This window comes from Candidatus Vidania fulgoroideorum, from assembly GCF_053760525.1.
In genome coordinates this window covers 51,322-65,269 of record NZ_CM132394.1, presented here as the reverse complement: position 1 = coordinate 65,269, position 13,948 = coordinate 51,322, and the positions used below count along the sequence as shown (strand labels likewise).

Below are 13,948 nucleotides of genomic sequence, written 5' to 3'. Positions count from 1 at the left end.
TTTTTATAAAACAGCTAATAGGATTCGAACCTATATTTTTTGATTCGTACTCAAATACTTTTTCCTTTAAGTTATAGCTGTGAAGATATGACAGAGTGGTTTAATGTATCTGACTTGAAATCAGAAGTGGTATTACCACCATAGGTTCGAATCCTATTATCTTCTTCCCAAATGGTGAAATTGGTAAACACAGAAAATTCAAAATTTTCCGCTAAAGCTTACCGGTTCAAATCCGGTTTTGGGAAATTTTGAAATTATAGAATAATTAATGTACTTTATTAAAAAATAATCATTATCAAAATTTTTAATAAAGTACATTTCATCTTTTATAGTTTCACATATGATTTTAAAAAATTTTTTATATTTAAATTTTTTATTTTTATCATATTTAATTAAATAAAAGAATGAAATTTCAAATATTTTTAAAAAAAAATTTTTTAAATTAAATTTTTTTTTTAGTATTTCTTTATTTAAATTATTCAAAGATTTATTATCTTTTTTAATAATTTTTTTTAAATAATTTTTTAATAAATATATGTTAGGTATATTTAAAATACCTTCAAAAACTTTACTTTTAATCTTTTTATTTTTAGAAATTATATGTGAATGTTGAAGTAAAACTAAAGAATCCCTCAAGCTTCCTGAAGAATTTTCTGATATTATATTTAAAGATTTTTTTGAAATTTTTATTTTTTCTTTTTTCGAAATTAATTTTAAGTAATTAATTATTTCTAAATTAGAAAAACTTCTAAATTTCAAAAAAAAACATCTAGATTTTATTGTATCTGGTATTTTTTTTTTTTTAGTAGTTATAAAAACAAAAATAAATTTTTTTTTAATATTTTCAATTATTTTTAATAAATAATTAAAAGAATAAATACTTAACATTTGCGCTTCATCAAATACTATTATTTTATAAACGCCATTTAAAGGAAAACATTTAAAATTTTCTACAATTTTTTTTACTTCCTCTACTTTTCTGTTAGAAGAAGAATCAACTTCAAAAAAGTCATAATTTCTATTAATATCTATTTTACATGATTTACATTTCCCGCACAAGTCATAACTTTTTGAACAGTTTATATATCTAAATAATATTTTGGAAAAAGAAGTTTTTCCTGTTCCTTTTTTTCCATAAAATATAAATCCATTTGGAAAAAATTTTTTTCTTTTGAAATGCCTAATAATTCTTATTATATATTTATGACCAAAAAAATTTTTAATTTTTTTAGGTTCATATTTATTGTAAAAATCCATTTTTATTAAAATATATTTTAATAAAAAGTAAAAATGTTTTATAAACATTTTTACTTTTTATTATTCTCTTAATTTGAAACAAATAAAAAGTTTTTATATTTTTACGAGAAGTCAAATAATATAAAAAAAAATATAAAAAACTTTTTATATTTTTTTTTATATTAATTAAAAAATTTTTATCTATTTTTTTTTTTAAAAATAAAATAGATTGTTTTTTATATTCTTTATATATTGAAATTTTATTTTGTTTTATTTCGTATAAACCACTTAAGTTAATCCTATAAACCCTACTTGATATTAAACAATTTTTAGAAAATGGAGAAAAAGATATAAAAATATAGTAATCTAAAATATTTTTATCAATAATATTTATAAAAATATTTTTATTTTTTTTAAAATCTTCAATACAATAAATTATATTAAAATATGATTTTCTTTTATAAACAGAACTTTTATAATCATCTAATATTATTTTAATTGATTCTTTATTAATTATATATATAAATTTTGAATCTATACTTTTAAAAAATTTTATACTATAATTATAGTTTTTTTTACTAACAAAAATTTTAAGAAATTTTTTTTTATAAATATATTTTGAAATATAATAACAAAATTTTATTTTTAAAAAATCTCTTTTTCCATATATTAAAATTTTTTTACCTTTATTGATTATTTTTTTTATATATTTATTATAAAAAAAATAATAGAATTTATTCATTAGGCACTGAGAGATTTGAACTCCCTTCATTTGCTGTGTAAAAGCAAAACTCTGCCAAATGAGTTAAGCGCCTATATAAATTAAAGGTTTTTTTGTTTTAAAAAAATTTTTTTTTATTAATATTTTTTTAACTTTTTTTATACTTGGAATATAATACATTATATTTAATAAATATTTTTCCATTATATGCCTTATACCTCTAGCTCCTATTGATAATTTATAGGATTTTTCAGAAATAACATCTATAGCTCTTTTACTAAAATATAATTCTACTCCATCTAATAAAAACATTATTTTATATTGCTTTATTATAGAATCTTTAGTATCTGTTAACATTCTTCTATAATCTTTTTTTATTAAGTCTTTAAAGCAAACTATTATTGGAAATCTACCTACAAATTCAGGTATCATTCCATAATTTACTAGATCTTGGTAACCAATATATTTTTTTTTATTTTTTATTTTATTTTTTATTAATGATTTAAAATTGTTTTTTTTTTTTATTCCATTAAAAGCACCACCGCATATAAAAAGTATATTTGTAGTATCAATTTGTATTGATTCATTAAAAGAAAATTTTTTATAATTTTTTAAATTAATGTTAATTATAGATCCTTCTACTATTTTAAGTAAGGATTGCTGAACTCCTTCTCCAGAAACATCTCTGCTAAGATTACCAGGGTTTCTTTTAGAAATTTTATCAATTTCATCTATATATATTATACCTTTTTCTGCTTTTTCTAAATTATAATCACAAGAAATAAGCAATTTTTGAAGTATTGTTTCGACATCATCTCCAACATATCCAGCTTCTGTTAATGAAGTTGCATCAGAAATTACAAAAGGAACACTTATAATTTTAGAAACTGTTTTTGCTACTAAAGTTTTTCCCGATCCTGTATTTCCTATCATAATTATGTTACTTTTATATATTAAATCTTTTTCAATATTCAAATTTTTATAATTAATTCTCTTGTAATGATTATAAATTGAAACAGATATTGATTTTTTTACTTTTTCTTGACTTACAACATATTTATCAAGTTCTTTTTTTATTTTTTTTGGTTTTAAATTATTAAAGCTTTTAATATTTACTTGATTTTTTTCTAAGTCAACATTAATAATTTTATTACATATTATTAAACAATATTCACATATTATTATATTATATCCTCTTATAAACTTGTTTGTAAAATTTAATTCTCTACCACAATAAGAACAAATCATATTCATATAATCTTATCAATCAAACCGTATTTTTTAGCATCTATAGATGACATATAATTATCCCTGTCTATGTCTTTTTTTATTTTTTTTATTTTTCTTCCTGTATTTTTTGAAAAAATTTTTATTATTTTTTTTTTTAAATAATATATTTCTTTATAATGTATTTTTATTTCAGTAGCTTGACCTTTTACTCCACCTATAGGTTGGTGTATCATTATTCTTGAATTTTTTGTGCAAAATCTTTTTCCTTTATTACCACATGATAATAAAAAAGCACCCATACTAGCAGCTAATCCATAACATATAGTTGAAATTTTTGATTTAGAATTTTTTATTACATCATAAATTGCAAAACCAGAATAAATTGAACCGCCAGGACTATTAATATATATCTGTATATCCTTACTATTTAAATTATTTAGATATATTATTTGACAAACAACAGAATTAGCTAGGTAATCGTCTACTACTCCTGTTATAAATATTATTCTTTCTTCTAATAATCTAGTGTATATGTCTGTAAAATTTCCTTTATAAGAAACATAAGGAATATAGTTTTTTATCATTTTAAAAAATTTTTTAACAAAATAAAAACTTCAGAAGATCTTTTTTTTTTAACAAAATTTATTCTTTTAAAATATTTAAATTTAGAAGAAAAAAATATTATTTCATTATCAAGATAGTTCATAGTTTTAAATAATATAGATCCTTTACTTTTTAAAAATTCAAAAGAAAATAAAATTATTTTTTTTAAATGTCTTTCTAAATAAATTTTATTTAAATTTTTGCTATCAGTTAATTTAGGACAAGAATCTGACAATATAAGATCGACTTTTTTTATTAAATATATTTTTAGTTTTTTTTTTATAAAATTATTATTAAAAGAACCTTTTAAAAAATTTTTGTTTTTAAAATCTTTTATATCAATAGATATAAAATTAAAAATATTTTTTTCCTTTAAATAAGAATCCCAACCGCCAGGATAGCTTCCAAGTTCTAATATTCTTAAATTTTTATTTAATAAATTATATTTTTCATTAATTTTTTTTAATTTAAAATATGAATTTGTTATTTTCATTTATAACATTTATACTATTAATATTATAATATTTATTTTTATTAGACAATAAAAAAAAATATATCCTGTTTATGTCAGTTAAAAAAGGTATTTTATAATATTTTATTTTTTGTAAAAAAATATTATTTATTTTTTTATTTTTTTTGTTCATAAAAACTAATGTTCTTAAAAAATTTTTAAATATAAAGTATTTTTGTTTAAAATTTTTAATTAAAAAAAATTTTATATTATTTTTTCTAATTTTCTTTAAAAAATATAAATCTATATTACCTATTATAAATATTTTATCAAAATTAATATTAATTTTGTAATTATTTTTAAATATTTTAAAAATAAATTCCTTTATATTCTTTGAATATACAATTATTTCTCCTGTAGATTTCATTTCAGGCCCCAAATTTAAAAAACTATTCTTGTATTTTTCAAAACAAAATATTGGTTCTTTAGCATAAAAAAATTTACTATTTTTAATATTAAAATTTTTAAAATTATTGAAAATTATTGACTTCATAGAATAATATGTTATATCTATATTAGTAGACTTAGACAAAAAAGGTACACTTCTAGAAGCTCTAGGGTTAAGTTCTAATAAATATAAACTTTTATTTAAAGTATTAAACGAATATTGTATATTAAATGAACCTATTATTTTAAACAAACTTGAAATTTTTTTAGATATAATAATTATTTTTTTTTCTAATTTTTTTCCTAATAAAGTAGGGAAAAAAGAACAAGAATCTCCTGAATGAATACCTGTTTTTTCTATTTGTTGTAATAAAGGAAATATAAAGGTTTTTTTTTTGTTACTTATCCCATCAACATCTATTTCTATACTATTTTTTAGATATTTATCTACTGTAATAGGATAGTTTATAGACCTTTTTACTATAAATTTTTTATAGTAAAATCTTAATTGGGATTCGCTATTTATTATTTTCATGTCTTTACCACCTAAAACAAAAGAAGGACGTATAAGAAAAGGGAACTTGTTATTAAATAGCTTAACAAAATCTAAAGATTTTTTAACTATTTGGTTTTCTGGTTTAATAATATCTAGTCCATATATTTTGTTAAAAAATATTTTTCTATCTTCTGCTTCAACAATATTTTTTAAATTTGTTCCAAGAACATTAATTTTAAAAGTAATTAATTTTTTTAGTAAGTAATTACTTACTTGTCCACAAAATTGCAATATTAATCCTTTTATGTTTGATTTTAAATAAATATCAAATATACTTTCAAAATATACAGGTAAAAAATAAAGAATATCAGAAGAATTAAAATCAGTCGAAACAGTTTCAGGATTGTTATTCAAAACAGAAGAACCTATTTTATTTTTTTTTAAAAAATTAAGCGCATGAACGCAACAGTAGTCAAATTCTATACCTTGTCCAATTTTATTTGGACCTGAACCTATTATTAATATTGTTTTGTAATTTTTTATTTCATTTTTACAAAAATACTCGGAATAATAATAGTTATTTTTATTTTCGTATTCATTTGAACAACCATCTGCTTTTATAAAAGAAGGAATTATTGATAATTTTTTCCTTAAATGAATTAATTTTTTACATCTTAAAGAAATAATTTTTGATATTCTAATATCACTAAATCCATTTATCTTTAAATCTTTTAACAGATTTTTATTTATTACTAAATTTTTACTTTTTTTAGCTTTATTTTCTATTTTTACTATATTATATATTTTTTTTATAAAAAATAAGTCTATTTTAGTAATAATGCTTATTTTTTTTATAGAAAAACCTTGTTTTATTAATTCAAATATATTTATTAATCTCTTATTATTTGCATAATATATTTTTTTAAATAAATTTATTTTATCATAAACTTCATTATCAAATCCGTAGTGGTTATCATTATTAATACTTAGTTGTATTGATCTTTCTAAATTCTTAGATATAGACATTATTTCACCTACAGATTTCATTTGATTATTTAATATTTCGTTATTTTTAAAGAATTTTTCATGAGAAAAAATTGGATATTTTATTATGTTATAATCTATATTTGGTTCAAAATAAGAAACAAAATCTTTAATAGTAAAATTTTTTAAATTTGAAATTTTTTTACCTAAACTTATTTCTGCTGACACTGCAGCTATTGGATAACTTGTTGCTTTAGAAGCTAAAGCGCTTGATCTAGATAATCTTGGATTAACTTCTATAAGAAAATATTTTCCGTTATTAGGATTTATAGCAAATTGTAAATTTGCTCCTGTTTTTTTTATTTTTAATATTTTTATTATTTTTTTAGAAATTGATCTTATATATTGATACTCTTTATCAGTTAAAGTTTGTAATGGAGAGACACAGACGGAATCTCCTGTATGAATGCCAACAGGATCTATATTTTCAATACAACAAACAACTATGAAATTTTTATATTTGTCTTTTAATATTTCTAATTCTATTTCTTTATAACCATAAAGAGATTCTTCTATTATTACTTCGTTATTACCTGAAATTAACAAACATTTATTATAATTATTTATAAAAGATTTTAAATTATTAACTAAAGAACCACCTAAACCACCCAATGTATATGAAGGTCTTATTGAAATTTCTTTTTTATTTGTATTTCTTATTATTTTTTTTCTTATTTTTAAAGCGTAGTTAATATTTTTTGCTATATAAGATAAAGAAACTCTTATTTTATTTTTTTTCATTAATCTTCTAAAAATACTCCTGCTTTCCGCATTTAATATAGATTTAATACTTGTTCCCATCAAATTTATTTTATTTTCTTTAGATATATTTATTGCTAAATTTAAAGCTGTTTGACCACCGGAGCATGGATACAAGTATTTTATATTTTCTTTTAATATTATTTTTTTTAAATTTTCTAAATTTATATCTTCCATATAAATTTTATGACAAATATTTTTATCTGTCATAATAGTTGCTGGATTGTTATTTAAAAGTATAACTTTTATATTATTTCTTTTAAATATTTTGCAAACCTGAACTCCAGAATAATCAAATTCACAAGCTTGTCCAATAATAATTGGACCAGATCCTATAACTAATAATTTTTTCATAGCATTTTTATAAAATAATCAAAAATAAATTCTGAATCCTTTGTTCCTGGACAAGATTCAGGATGTCCTTGAAATGTTATTATATTTTTTTTAAAAAATCCTTGATTTTTATTATCTTTTAAATTATAAATATATTTGCTTTTATTTTTTATGTAATAGTTGTGATTTTGAGTAGTTATAATGTTTTTATCAAAAAATTTTACTGGATAATTACTTCCATGTTGACCTATATAATCTAAAAATATTTTTTTACCCATAGCTAAAGAAATTATTTGGTGGCCAAGACAAATACCCATAATTGGTTTTTTTATATTTATCAAATATTTTGCATAATCAATAATTTTTTTGTTTTCTCTTGGATCTCCTGGTCCATTTGTTATTAAAACACCATCAAAATTCTTTATGTTAATTTTATTATTAATATAATCTTTTGTGATAACTAAAGAAAATATTTTTTTTTCATCTAATATTCTTAAAATATTTTCTTTTAATCCTAAATCTATAACCAAAACTTTTTTTTTATATATATTAAATTTTGAGTACGAATAATTAACGTAATTAAAATTAAAAAAAATTTTTTTTTTTAAATTTTTTTTTAATTTTTTAAAGTATATATTAATTTTATTATATCCCTTTTTTATTTTTTCAAAAATTTCTCTTGTTCTATTAGTTTCAAGTAATAGAGAATTATTTACTTTTAAAATATGCTTTAAACTTTTTACTGATCTATAATTACTATAGTAATCTCTATATTTATTAACTATAATTCCAGAAGAAAATACTCTTATTGATTCATTATCTTTAAAATTTACCCCTGTATTTCCTATGTTAGAACTAAGAAATAAAATTATATTATTATAATAACTTGGGTCAGTAATTATTTCTTGATATCCTAAATTTGAATTATTAAAAGTTATTTTTCCGTAAAAATTTTTTTTTTTACCGTAAGAAAATAATTTAAAAGTTTTTCCATCTTCAAATCTTAAATAACATTTTTTTTTATAATGCATAATAGATATTTAATAATTGACGTAGAAACAACAGGATTATATGTTGAAAAAGGAGATAGAATAATAGAAATAGCATACATATATTTAAAAAAAGGAAAAGTAAAAAAAATATTTAATACTTTAATAAAAAGTAATAAAAAAATTTCTAAAAATTCTTATTTAATTAATAAAATAAAAAACAGTATGTTAAAAAATAAACCTAGATTTATAGATATACACAAAAAATTATTGAGATTAATAAAAAAGTGTTACTTAGTAATTCATAATGCAAAATTTGATATTAAATTTTTAAAAAAAGAATTTGAAATTATAAAAATTAAAGTTAAATTTATAGTTATAGATACACTTAGAATATTTAGAAAAATATTTCCAGGAAAAAAAAATACACTAAAAAAAATTTCTGAGAGAATCGGAATAAAAAATAATAATTTATTTCACAGAGCTTTATATGATGCTATATTATTGTATAAAATCTTTGTTTATTTATTAAATAAACAAAGTATGATTGCAAAGATATCTTAAAGGTAAAGTTTAATCTTGCCAAGATTAATTATGCGAGTTCAAATCTCGTTCTTTGCTTAAGGTAAGATTGCAGAATGGTAAATGCTTTAGTTTGCAAAACTATTTTTTATCGGTTCAAGTCCGATTCTTACTTTTTTTTTTATAAAAAAATTATTAATTCTTATTTTTTTAGAGTAAAATTTCCTATTGCTTCTTCTTTTAGATATTTTTTTTTTAGGTACTGCCATTTTCTCAATAACTCAATTGGTAGAGTAGTGGACTGTTAATCCATTAGTTCTTGGTTCAAATCCAAGTTGGGAAGAATAACTAATATATAAAATAATGCAAAAATATAGGATTTGAAGTTGACATATTTATTATATAAAAATATTTACCTATTTTAATATTAATCTTTAAATTACAAAAAAAATTAAAGTATTTTTTTTTTAAAATTTTTCCTTTATAACAAATTATTTTATTTTTTGTATTTTTATCAAATATCCAAAATTTAATATTATCTAATTTTCTAATTTTATTTTTGTATTTTATAATCATTTTTTTTTTTAATTAATTTTAATATTTTAACTAATCCTTTTGATAAATTAATTCCATTTGATATATATATTTTAAAATAATTATTATAAAATATTATTATTTTTTTTTTTTTATCTATAAAACCTATTTTTTTTATTTTTTTAGAATTTATTTTTCTAGAATCTAAAACGCATATTTTATATATAAATTTACTACCTGTTTTTTTAAATTTTGCTTTTAACATTTTATAAATTTATTTATTTTATATTTTATTTTTTTAATAAACATATTTTTTATGTCATTAATAAAAAAACTTCCTATTGCTATATTATTATGACTATTTAAAAATTTTTTGAAATATTTTTTTTTTTTTATATGAAAACCTACTATACTATATTTATTTTTATTTTTTATTTTTTTTAAAATTTTTTCTTTTTTTTCCAAATGATAGTAGAAACATTCTTTTTTATTACAGTATATTTTTATTTTTTTATAAGGTACTAAAAATATTAAATATTTTATTATTTTTTTATATATGTATTTTTTAATATTGTAAGGTAAGTCAATTATAATTAATTTATGTATAAATTTATTTTTTATATAATAAAAAATTTTTTTTTCTCCTATTTCTAAAACACTATCGTAATAACATACTATTATTATTCTAAAAAAATTTTTATATTTTTTTTTTATTTTTTTTAATACTTTTAATATTTTTACTTTATTATGAAATTTTTTGTATTCTTTTTTTATTACATAACTATCTAAATAACTATAGTAATAAGGTATACCTATTTCTATTTTTGATATTTTTTTTTTTTTTAAATAGTTAAGTATTTGAAAAAAAAATTTTTTGTTAGGAAAAAAAGGTATTAGAAATGGCAAAAATTTCATTTTATTAATCTTAAATCTTTTTCTCCAGAACCAGAAAGATTTATTAAAAAATTTTTATTTTTATTTTTTTTAGATGTTTTAATAGCCTGATATATAGCATGAGAAGATTCTATGGAAGGTATTATACCTTCTATTTTTGAAAATTCAAAAAAAGCTTTTTTTGAATTTTTATTATCAACACATTTATAATTTACAATTTGTTTTTTATATAAAAAACAATGTTCAGGTCCTACTGAAGGATAATTTAATCCAGAAGAAATTGATTTTAAGTTAACAAGTTTTTTATTTTTTTTTAAAACTAATGTTTTACATCCATTTATTACTGATATTTTACCTTTTTTAAAAACTGAGTTTTTTTTATTTTTACCACATGCCTCTACACCTATTAAATTAGACTTATATCTTTTTTTTATAAAATTATAAAAAAAACCTATGCAGTTAGAACCACCACCAATACAAGCTAAAAAATAATCTATTTTTATAGATAACTTTTTTATTTCATCAAAACATTCTTTACCTATTATTTTTTGAAAATCTCTTACCATTAAGGGATAAGGGTGAGGTCCAACAACACTTCCTACTAAATAATATGATTTTTTATTTTTCATCCAGTACATTATAGCTTCATCTATAGCTTCTTTTAAATCTTTATTTCCCTTTTTTACAATAAATACTTTTGCTCCTAAAAATTTCATCTTTTTATAGTTATTAATTTGTTTTTTATAATCATTATAACCCATAAATATAATACATTTAACATTATAATAAGAACAAATAGATGCAACAGATAACCCATGTTGTCCAGCACCTGTTTCTGCTACTATTTCTTTTTTACCCATTTTTATAGCTAGTAACATTTGACCTATTGTATTGTTTATTTTATGTGAATTTGTAAAATTAAGATCTTCTCTTTTGAAAAAAAAATTATTTTTATATTTATAACTTAAATTTTTAGCAAAATATATTAAAGATGGCCTTCTTGAAAATTTCTTTATTTCTTTATAAACCTCATTTAAAAAATTTTTTTTTTTATAATATATATAATTTTTGTATATATTATTTGTTTTTTCATACATAAAATTTGGTATAAAAGAACCCCCATATTTACCGAAAAAACCTTCTCTATCAGGATAATTGTATTGCATTTTTAATTTTTTTTTTTAAAAAATAAATTTTTTTTTTATCTTTATTACCATTTTTTTCTATTGAAGAAGATATATCGTAATAATATAAATTCTTCAATATAGGTACATTTTTTTCACTTATTCCTCCTGAAATAATTATTTTTTTATTTTTAAAAATAAAAAAATAATTATTTTTTTTACCCGTTCCGCCATATTGACATTCTAAATTTTCTAAATTTAAATAATTTATTTTAGAAATTTTTAAATAATTAAATATTTCTTTATTTTCATAAAAATTGTTTGATATATAAAAAATTTTTATAAAACTTATATTTAATTTTTTTGATAATTTCAAACATTCTAGATAGTTTTCATTACCATGAAGTTGAAATTTGAATATAAAATGTTTAATAATTAATTTATTTATTAAATTTATACTTTGATTTACTAAAACTAATATTTTTTTATATTTATATCTTTTAGAAAAAATATTGCATAAACTATTATAGTTTAAGTATCTTTTACTTTTACTATAAATAACAAATCCTAAAATGTTTATTTTTATTTTCAAAATATTTTTAATATCATTAAAAGACTTAATTCCGCAAATCTTAATTTTTTTTTTTAATTTCATTTATAATTAATTTTAAAGTTCTATATATAGGTTCTGTAGCTCCCCATATTAATTGATCGCCAACACAAAAAATAGAAAATGTTTTATTTTTTATTTTTCTAATTCTTCCTACAAATATTTTTCTCTTACCGGTAACATATGATGGATTCAATTTTTTGTTTATTTCTTTATTGTTTACATAAACAACATATTTATTGAATTTTATTATATTATTCTTAAATTTTTTTAAACTTATGTCTTTATTAATCTTAATAATTATTGATTCAGAATGACATCTTAGTACATTTACTCTAACACAAGTACTATGAATACTTAAATTGTATTTTAAAATTTTTTTAGTTTCTTCTTCAGTTTTAGTTTCTTCTTCAGTTTTATCATTTTTTATTTTTCCTATTTTCGGAATTAAAGAATAGTTTAAAAAATCACCATTTTTTTTATTCAAATAATATATTTTTTTTATGTGTTCTAAAATATAATTTTTATCATTAATTTTTATATTTTTTTCATAACTTTTTATTAATTTATATGTTTTTATATAACCTTCGCCTGATATTGATTGATATGTATTACAAAAAATTCTTTTTATTTTATATTTATTTAATATACCTCCTATTGATATTAATAATATTGAAACAGTACAATTAGAGCCACAAAAAACTTTTTTATTTTTAATGTTTTTTAATATGTCTTTTTTATTTATTGGGTTTAAACATATTGTTGAATATTTTTTTAATCTATAATATGATGAAAAATCTAACCAATATCCTTTCCAAAGATTTTTTCTTAAAGATGAAAATATTTTTTTTGAAAAAAAAGAATCTTTACAATTTATAATAATTTCATATCTTTCTAATTTTTCTAAAAATTTATTATTTAAAAAAAATTTTTTACCTAAAATAATTGATTTATATTTTTTTAACAAATGTTTAGATCTTTTTTTGAACTCTTCACTTACTAAACCTCTATCTGCTATTAAAGCTATTTTAACCATTTTTAAAAAGTTTTTTTAAAAAATTTTTAAAAAAAATAAAATTGTTTAAACTAAAAAAAGTTATTATTTTAATTTTTTTAATTAATATATTTTTTATATTATTATATAATAAAAAAATATAAATTCTTGAAAAAATATTTTTATATTCATAAAAATATTTTATAAAACAATAAGGAACTTGAATTCCACAATTATTAAAAGAATTAATTAATTCTGAAATATCTTTAAAAACAAAAAAACCAGGTATCAAAAAAATGCTATTAATTTTTAATTTATATAATAACAAAGATTCAGAAAAATTTAAATGTTGCGTTATAATACTTTTTGCTTTAAAAAAAAATATTTTTCTTCTTATATAAATTTTAGATTTACTATTTAAATAAGAATTTTTAAAATATTCAGGATATAAAGTTAAGTAAATATTATTTTTTTTAAAAAAATTATAAAATTTATAGAAATTAAATTTTATAATTTTATTTTTGTCTCCTTTTAATAACAAAAATCTATTTAATGAATTGTTATTAATAACATATAAATCTTTAAAAAATAAAAAAAGGTTAATAGTTAAATTATAATGAAATATAATTTTTTTTTTAATTTTCAGTAAATAAAATAAAAAAAAATAATTAAAATTTCTATTGTTTTTATTTTTAAAAACAATAGAAATTTTATAAAATTTATTAAATTTTTTTAAAAATAAATATCTTATTTTTTTTTTTTTTAATTTAAAAGGAAATATTTCTAATAATAATTTCAAGAGAGAAAGGGATTCGAACCCTTGACAGATATTTTTTACTGTATGCGTTTTCTAAACGCACGACTTAAACCGCTCATCAATCCCTCTTTTACGAGAAACAGGACTTGAACCTGCAAAACTTAGAACCTAAATCTAATGTGTTTACCATTTCACCACTCTCGT

Annotated in this window: 15 protein-coding genes and 7 tRNA genes; 4 read left to right on the top strand and 18 right to left on the bottom strand. The window is 17.8% G+C overall.

Annotated features, from left to right (window positions below):
- Positions 1-9: 9 nt before the first annotated feature.
- Positions 10-81 (bottom strand) — tRNA-Arg (locus ACWNYQ_RS00385).
- On the opposite strand from ACWNYQ_RS00385, the gene ACWNYQ_RS00380 reads away from it, so the two are divergent.
- Positions 82-165, top strand: a tRNA-Ser gene (locus tag ACWNYQ_RS00380).
- Between the two features lie 33 nt (positions 166-198).
- Here the strand turns inward: ACWNYQ_RS00380 and ACWNYQ_RS00375 are convergent.
- From ACWNYQ_RS00375 to ACWNYQ_RS00340, 8 genes are all read right to left on the bottom strand, one after another.
- Positions 199-1,305: an AAA family ATPase gene (locus ACWNYQ_RS00375; RefSeq protein ID WP_455290477.1), complete on the bottom strand. Its 1,107-nt coding sequence runs from the start codon at positions 1,303-1,305 to the stop codon at positions 199-201.
- On the bottom strand, positions 1,241-1,978 hold the full coding sequence (locus ACWNYQ_RS00370) for a hypothetical protein (RefSeq protein WP_455290476.1): 738 nt from the start codon (positions 1,976-1,978) through the stop codon (positions 1,241-1,243). The genes ACWNYQ_RS00375 and ACWNYQ_RS00370 overlap by 65 nt, the downstream gene beginning before the upstream one ends.
- A tRNA-Val gene (locus tag ACWNYQ_RS00365) sits at positions 1,979-2,051 on the bottom strand.
- Positions 2,042-3,211, bottom strand: coding sequence for an ATP-dependent Clp protease ATP-binding subunit ClpX (gene clpX / locus ACWNYQ_RS00360; RefSeq protein WP_455290475.1), 1,170 nt, complete (start codon positions 3,209-3,211; stop codon positions 2,042-2,044). The genes ACWNYQ_RS00365 and clpX overlap by 10 nt, the downstream gene beginning before the upstream one ends.
- Entirely contained in the window at positions 3,208-3,771 is a 564-nt protein-coding gene (locus ACWNYQ_RS00355; protein ID WP_455290616.1) for an ATP-dependent Clp protease proteolytic subunit, read from the bottom strand. Before ACWNYQ_RS00355 ends, clpX begins: the two co-directional genes overlap by 4 nt.
- Positions 3,768-4,283: an SAM-dependent methyltransferase gene (locus ACWNYQ_RS00350; RefSeq protein WP_455290615.1), complete on the bottom strand. Its 516-nt coding sequence runs from the start codon at positions 4,281-4,283 to the stop codon at positions 3,768-3,770. The genes ACWNYQ_RS00355 and ACWNYQ_RS00350 overlap by 4 nt, the downstream gene beginning before the upstream one ends.
- Complete coding sequence (carB, locus tag ACWNYQ_RS00345) at positions 4,258-7,341, bottom strand: carbamoyl-phosphate synthase large subunit (RefSeq protein ID WP_455290614.1); 3,084 nt, start codon at positions 7,339-7,341, stop codon at positions 4,258-4,260. The genes ACWNYQ_RS00350 and carB overlap by 26 nt, the downstream gene beginning before the upstream one ends.
- Positions 7,338-8,351 (bottom strand): carbamoyl phosphate synthase small subunit, encoded by a 1,014-nt coding sequence (locus tag ACWNYQ_RS00340; RefSeq protein WP_455290613.1) that lies wholly within the window; start codon positions 8,349-8,351, stop codon positions 7,338-7,340. Before ACWNYQ_RS00340 ends, carB begins: the two co-directional genes overlap by 4 nt.
- Between ACWNYQ_RS00340 and ACWNYQ_RS00335 the strand changes: the two genes are divergently transcribed.
- The 3 genes from ACWNYQ_RS00335 to ACWNYQ_RS00325 all read left to right on the top strand — a co-directional run bounded on the left by ACWNYQ_RS00335 (position 8,346) and on the right by ACWNYQ_RS00325 (position 9,174).
- Positions 8,346-8,873: a 3'-5' exonuclease gene (locus tag ACWNYQ_RS00335; RefSeq protein ID WP_455290612.1), complete on the top strand. Its 528-nt coding sequence runs from the start codon at positions 8,346-8,348 to the stop codon at positions 8,871-8,873. The genes ACWNYQ_RS00340 and ACWNYQ_RS00335 overlap by 6 nt on opposite strands.
- 60 nt (positions 8,874-8,933) lie before the next feature.
- Positions 8,934-9,006 (top strand) — tRNA-Cys (locus tag ACWNYQ_RS00330).
- A gap of 95 nt (positions 9,007-9,101) precedes the next feature.
- Positions 9,102-9,174: transfer RNA gene (locus ACWNYQ_RS00325), tRNA-Asn, on the top strand.
- Between the two features lie 5 nt (positions 9,175-9,179).
- On the opposite strand, the gene ACWNYQ_RS00320 is transcribed toward ACWNYQ_RS00325, so the two are convergent.
- From ACWNYQ_RS00320 to ACWNYQ_RS00280, 9 genes are all read right to left on the bottom strand, one after another.
- Positions 9,180-9,407 carry a hypothetical protein gene (locus ACWNYQ_RS00320; protein WP_455290611.1) on the bottom strand — a complete coding sequence of 76 codons (228 nt, stop codon included), beginning with the start codon at positions 9,405-9,407 and terminating at the stop codon, positions 9,180-9,182.
- Positions 9,385-9,630, bottom strand: coding sequence for a hypothetical protein (locus tag ACWNYQ_RS00315; protein ID WP_455290610.1), 246 nt, complete (start codon positions 9,628-9,630; stop codon positions 9,385-9,387). Before ACWNYQ_RS00315 ends, ACWNYQ_RS00320 begins: the two co-directional genes overlap by 23 nt.
- Positions 9,624-10,280: a tryptophan synthase subunit alpha gene (locus ACWNYQ_RS00310; protein WP_455290609.1), complete on the bottom strand. Its 657-nt coding sequence runs from the start codon at positions 10,278-10,280 to the stop codon at positions 9,624-9,626. The genes ACWNYQ_RS00315 and ACWNYQ_RS00310 overlap by 7 nt, the downstream gene beginning before the upstream one ends.
- Complete coding sequence (gene trpB, locus ACWNYQ_RS00305) at positions 10,277-11,425, bottom strand: tryptophan synthase subunit beta (protein WP_455290608.1); 1,149 nt, start codon at positions 11,423-11,425, stop codon at positions 10,277-10,279. Before trpB ends, ACWNYQ_RS00310 begins: the two co-directional genes overlap by 4 nt.
- Positions 11,406-12,038: a phosphoribosylanthranilate isomerase gene (trpF, locus tag ACWNYQ_RS00300; RefSeq protein WP_455290607.1), complete on the bottom strand. Its 633-nt coding sequence runs from the start codon at positions 12,036-12,038 to the stop codon at positions 11,406-11,408. The genes trpB and trpF overlap by 20 nt, the downstream gene beginning before the upstream one ends.
- Entirely contained in the window at positions 12,016-13,029 is a 1,014-nt protein-coding gene (locus ACWNYQ_RS00295) for an aspartate-semialdehyde dehydrogenase (RefSeq protein ID WP_455290606.1), read from the bottom strand. The genes trpF and ACWNYQ_RS00295 overlap by 23 nt, the downstream gene beginning before the upstream one ends.
- Positions 13,022-13,786, bottom strand: a complete 765-nt coding sequence (locus ACWNYQ_RS00290) for a hypothetical protein (RefSeq protein WP_455290605.1) — start codon at positions 13,784-13,786, stop codon at positions 13,022-13,024. Before ACWNYQ_RS00290 ends, ACWNYQ_RS00295 begins: the two co-directional genes overlap by 8 nt.
- Positions 13,785-13,873, bottom strand: a tRNA-Ser gene (locus ACWNYQ_RS00285). Before ACWNYQ_RS00285 ends, ACWNYQ_RS00290 begins: the two co-directional genes overlap by 2 nt.
- 2 nt (positions 13,874-13,875) lie before the next feature.
- Positions 13,876-13,948: transfer RNA gene (locus ACWNYQ_RS00280), tRNA-Leu, on the bottom strand.

Excerpts from the sequence above, each read along its gene's own strand:
- ACWNYQ_RS00375 (WP_455290477.1), bottom strand. The coding sequence starts at position 1,305 with ATGTTTATAAAACATTTTTACTTTTTATTAAAATATATTTTAATAAAA.
- ACWNYQ_RS00370 (WP_455290476.1), bottom strand. The coding sequence starts at position 1,978 with ATGAATAAATTCTATTATTTTTTTTATAATAAATATATAAAAAAAATA.
- clpX (WP_455290475.1), bottom strand. The coding sequence starts at position 3,211 with ATGAATATGATTTGTTCTTATTGTGGTAGAGAATTAAATTTTACAAAC.
- ACWNYQ_RS00355 (WP_455290616.1), bottom strand. The coding sequence starts at position 3,771 with ATGATAAAAAACTATATTCCTTATGTTTCTTATAAAGGAAATTTTACA.
- ACWNYQ_RS00350 (WP_455290615.1), bottom strand. The coding sequence starts at position 4,283 with ATGAAAATAACAAATTCATATTTTAAATTAAAAAAAATTAATGAAAAA.
- carB (WP_455290614.1), bottom strand. The coding sequence starts at position 7,341 with ATGAAAAAATTATTAGTTATAGGATCTGGTCCAATTATTATTGGACAA.
- ACWNYQ_RS00335 (WP_455290612.1), top strand. The coding sequence starts at position 8,346 with ATGCATAATAGATATTTAATAATTGACGTAGAAACAACAGGATTATAT.
- ACWNYQ_RS00340 (WP_455290613.1), bottom strand. The coding sequence starts at position 8,351 with ATGCATTATAAAAAAAAATGTTATTTAAGATTTGAAGATGGAAAAACT.
- ACWNYQ_RS00320 (WP_455290611.1), bottom strand. The coding sequence starts at position 9,407 with ATGATTATAAAATACAAAAATAAAATTAGAAAATTAGATAATATTAAA.
- ACWNYQ_RS00315 (WP_455290610.1), bottom strand. The coding sequence starts at position 9,630 with ATGTTAAAAGCAAAATTTAAAAAAACAGGTAGTAAATTTATATATAAA.
- ACWNYQ_RS00310 (WP_455290609.1), bottom strand. The coding sequence starts at position 10,280 with ATGAAATTTTTGCCATTTCTAATACCTTTTTTTCCTAACAAAAAATTT.
- trpB (WP_455290608.1), bottom strand. The coding sequence starts at position 11,425 with ATGCAATACAATTATCCTGATAGAGAAGGTTTTTTCGGTAAATATGGG.
- trpF (WP_455290607.1), bottom strand. The coding sequence starts at position 12,038 with ATGAAATTAAAAAAAAAAATTAAGATTTGCGGAATTAAGTCTTTTAAT.
- ACWNYQ_RS00295 (WP_455290606.1), bottom strand. The coding sequence starts at position 13,029 with ATGGTTAAAATAGCTTTAATAGCAGATAGAGGTTTAGTAAGTGAAGAG.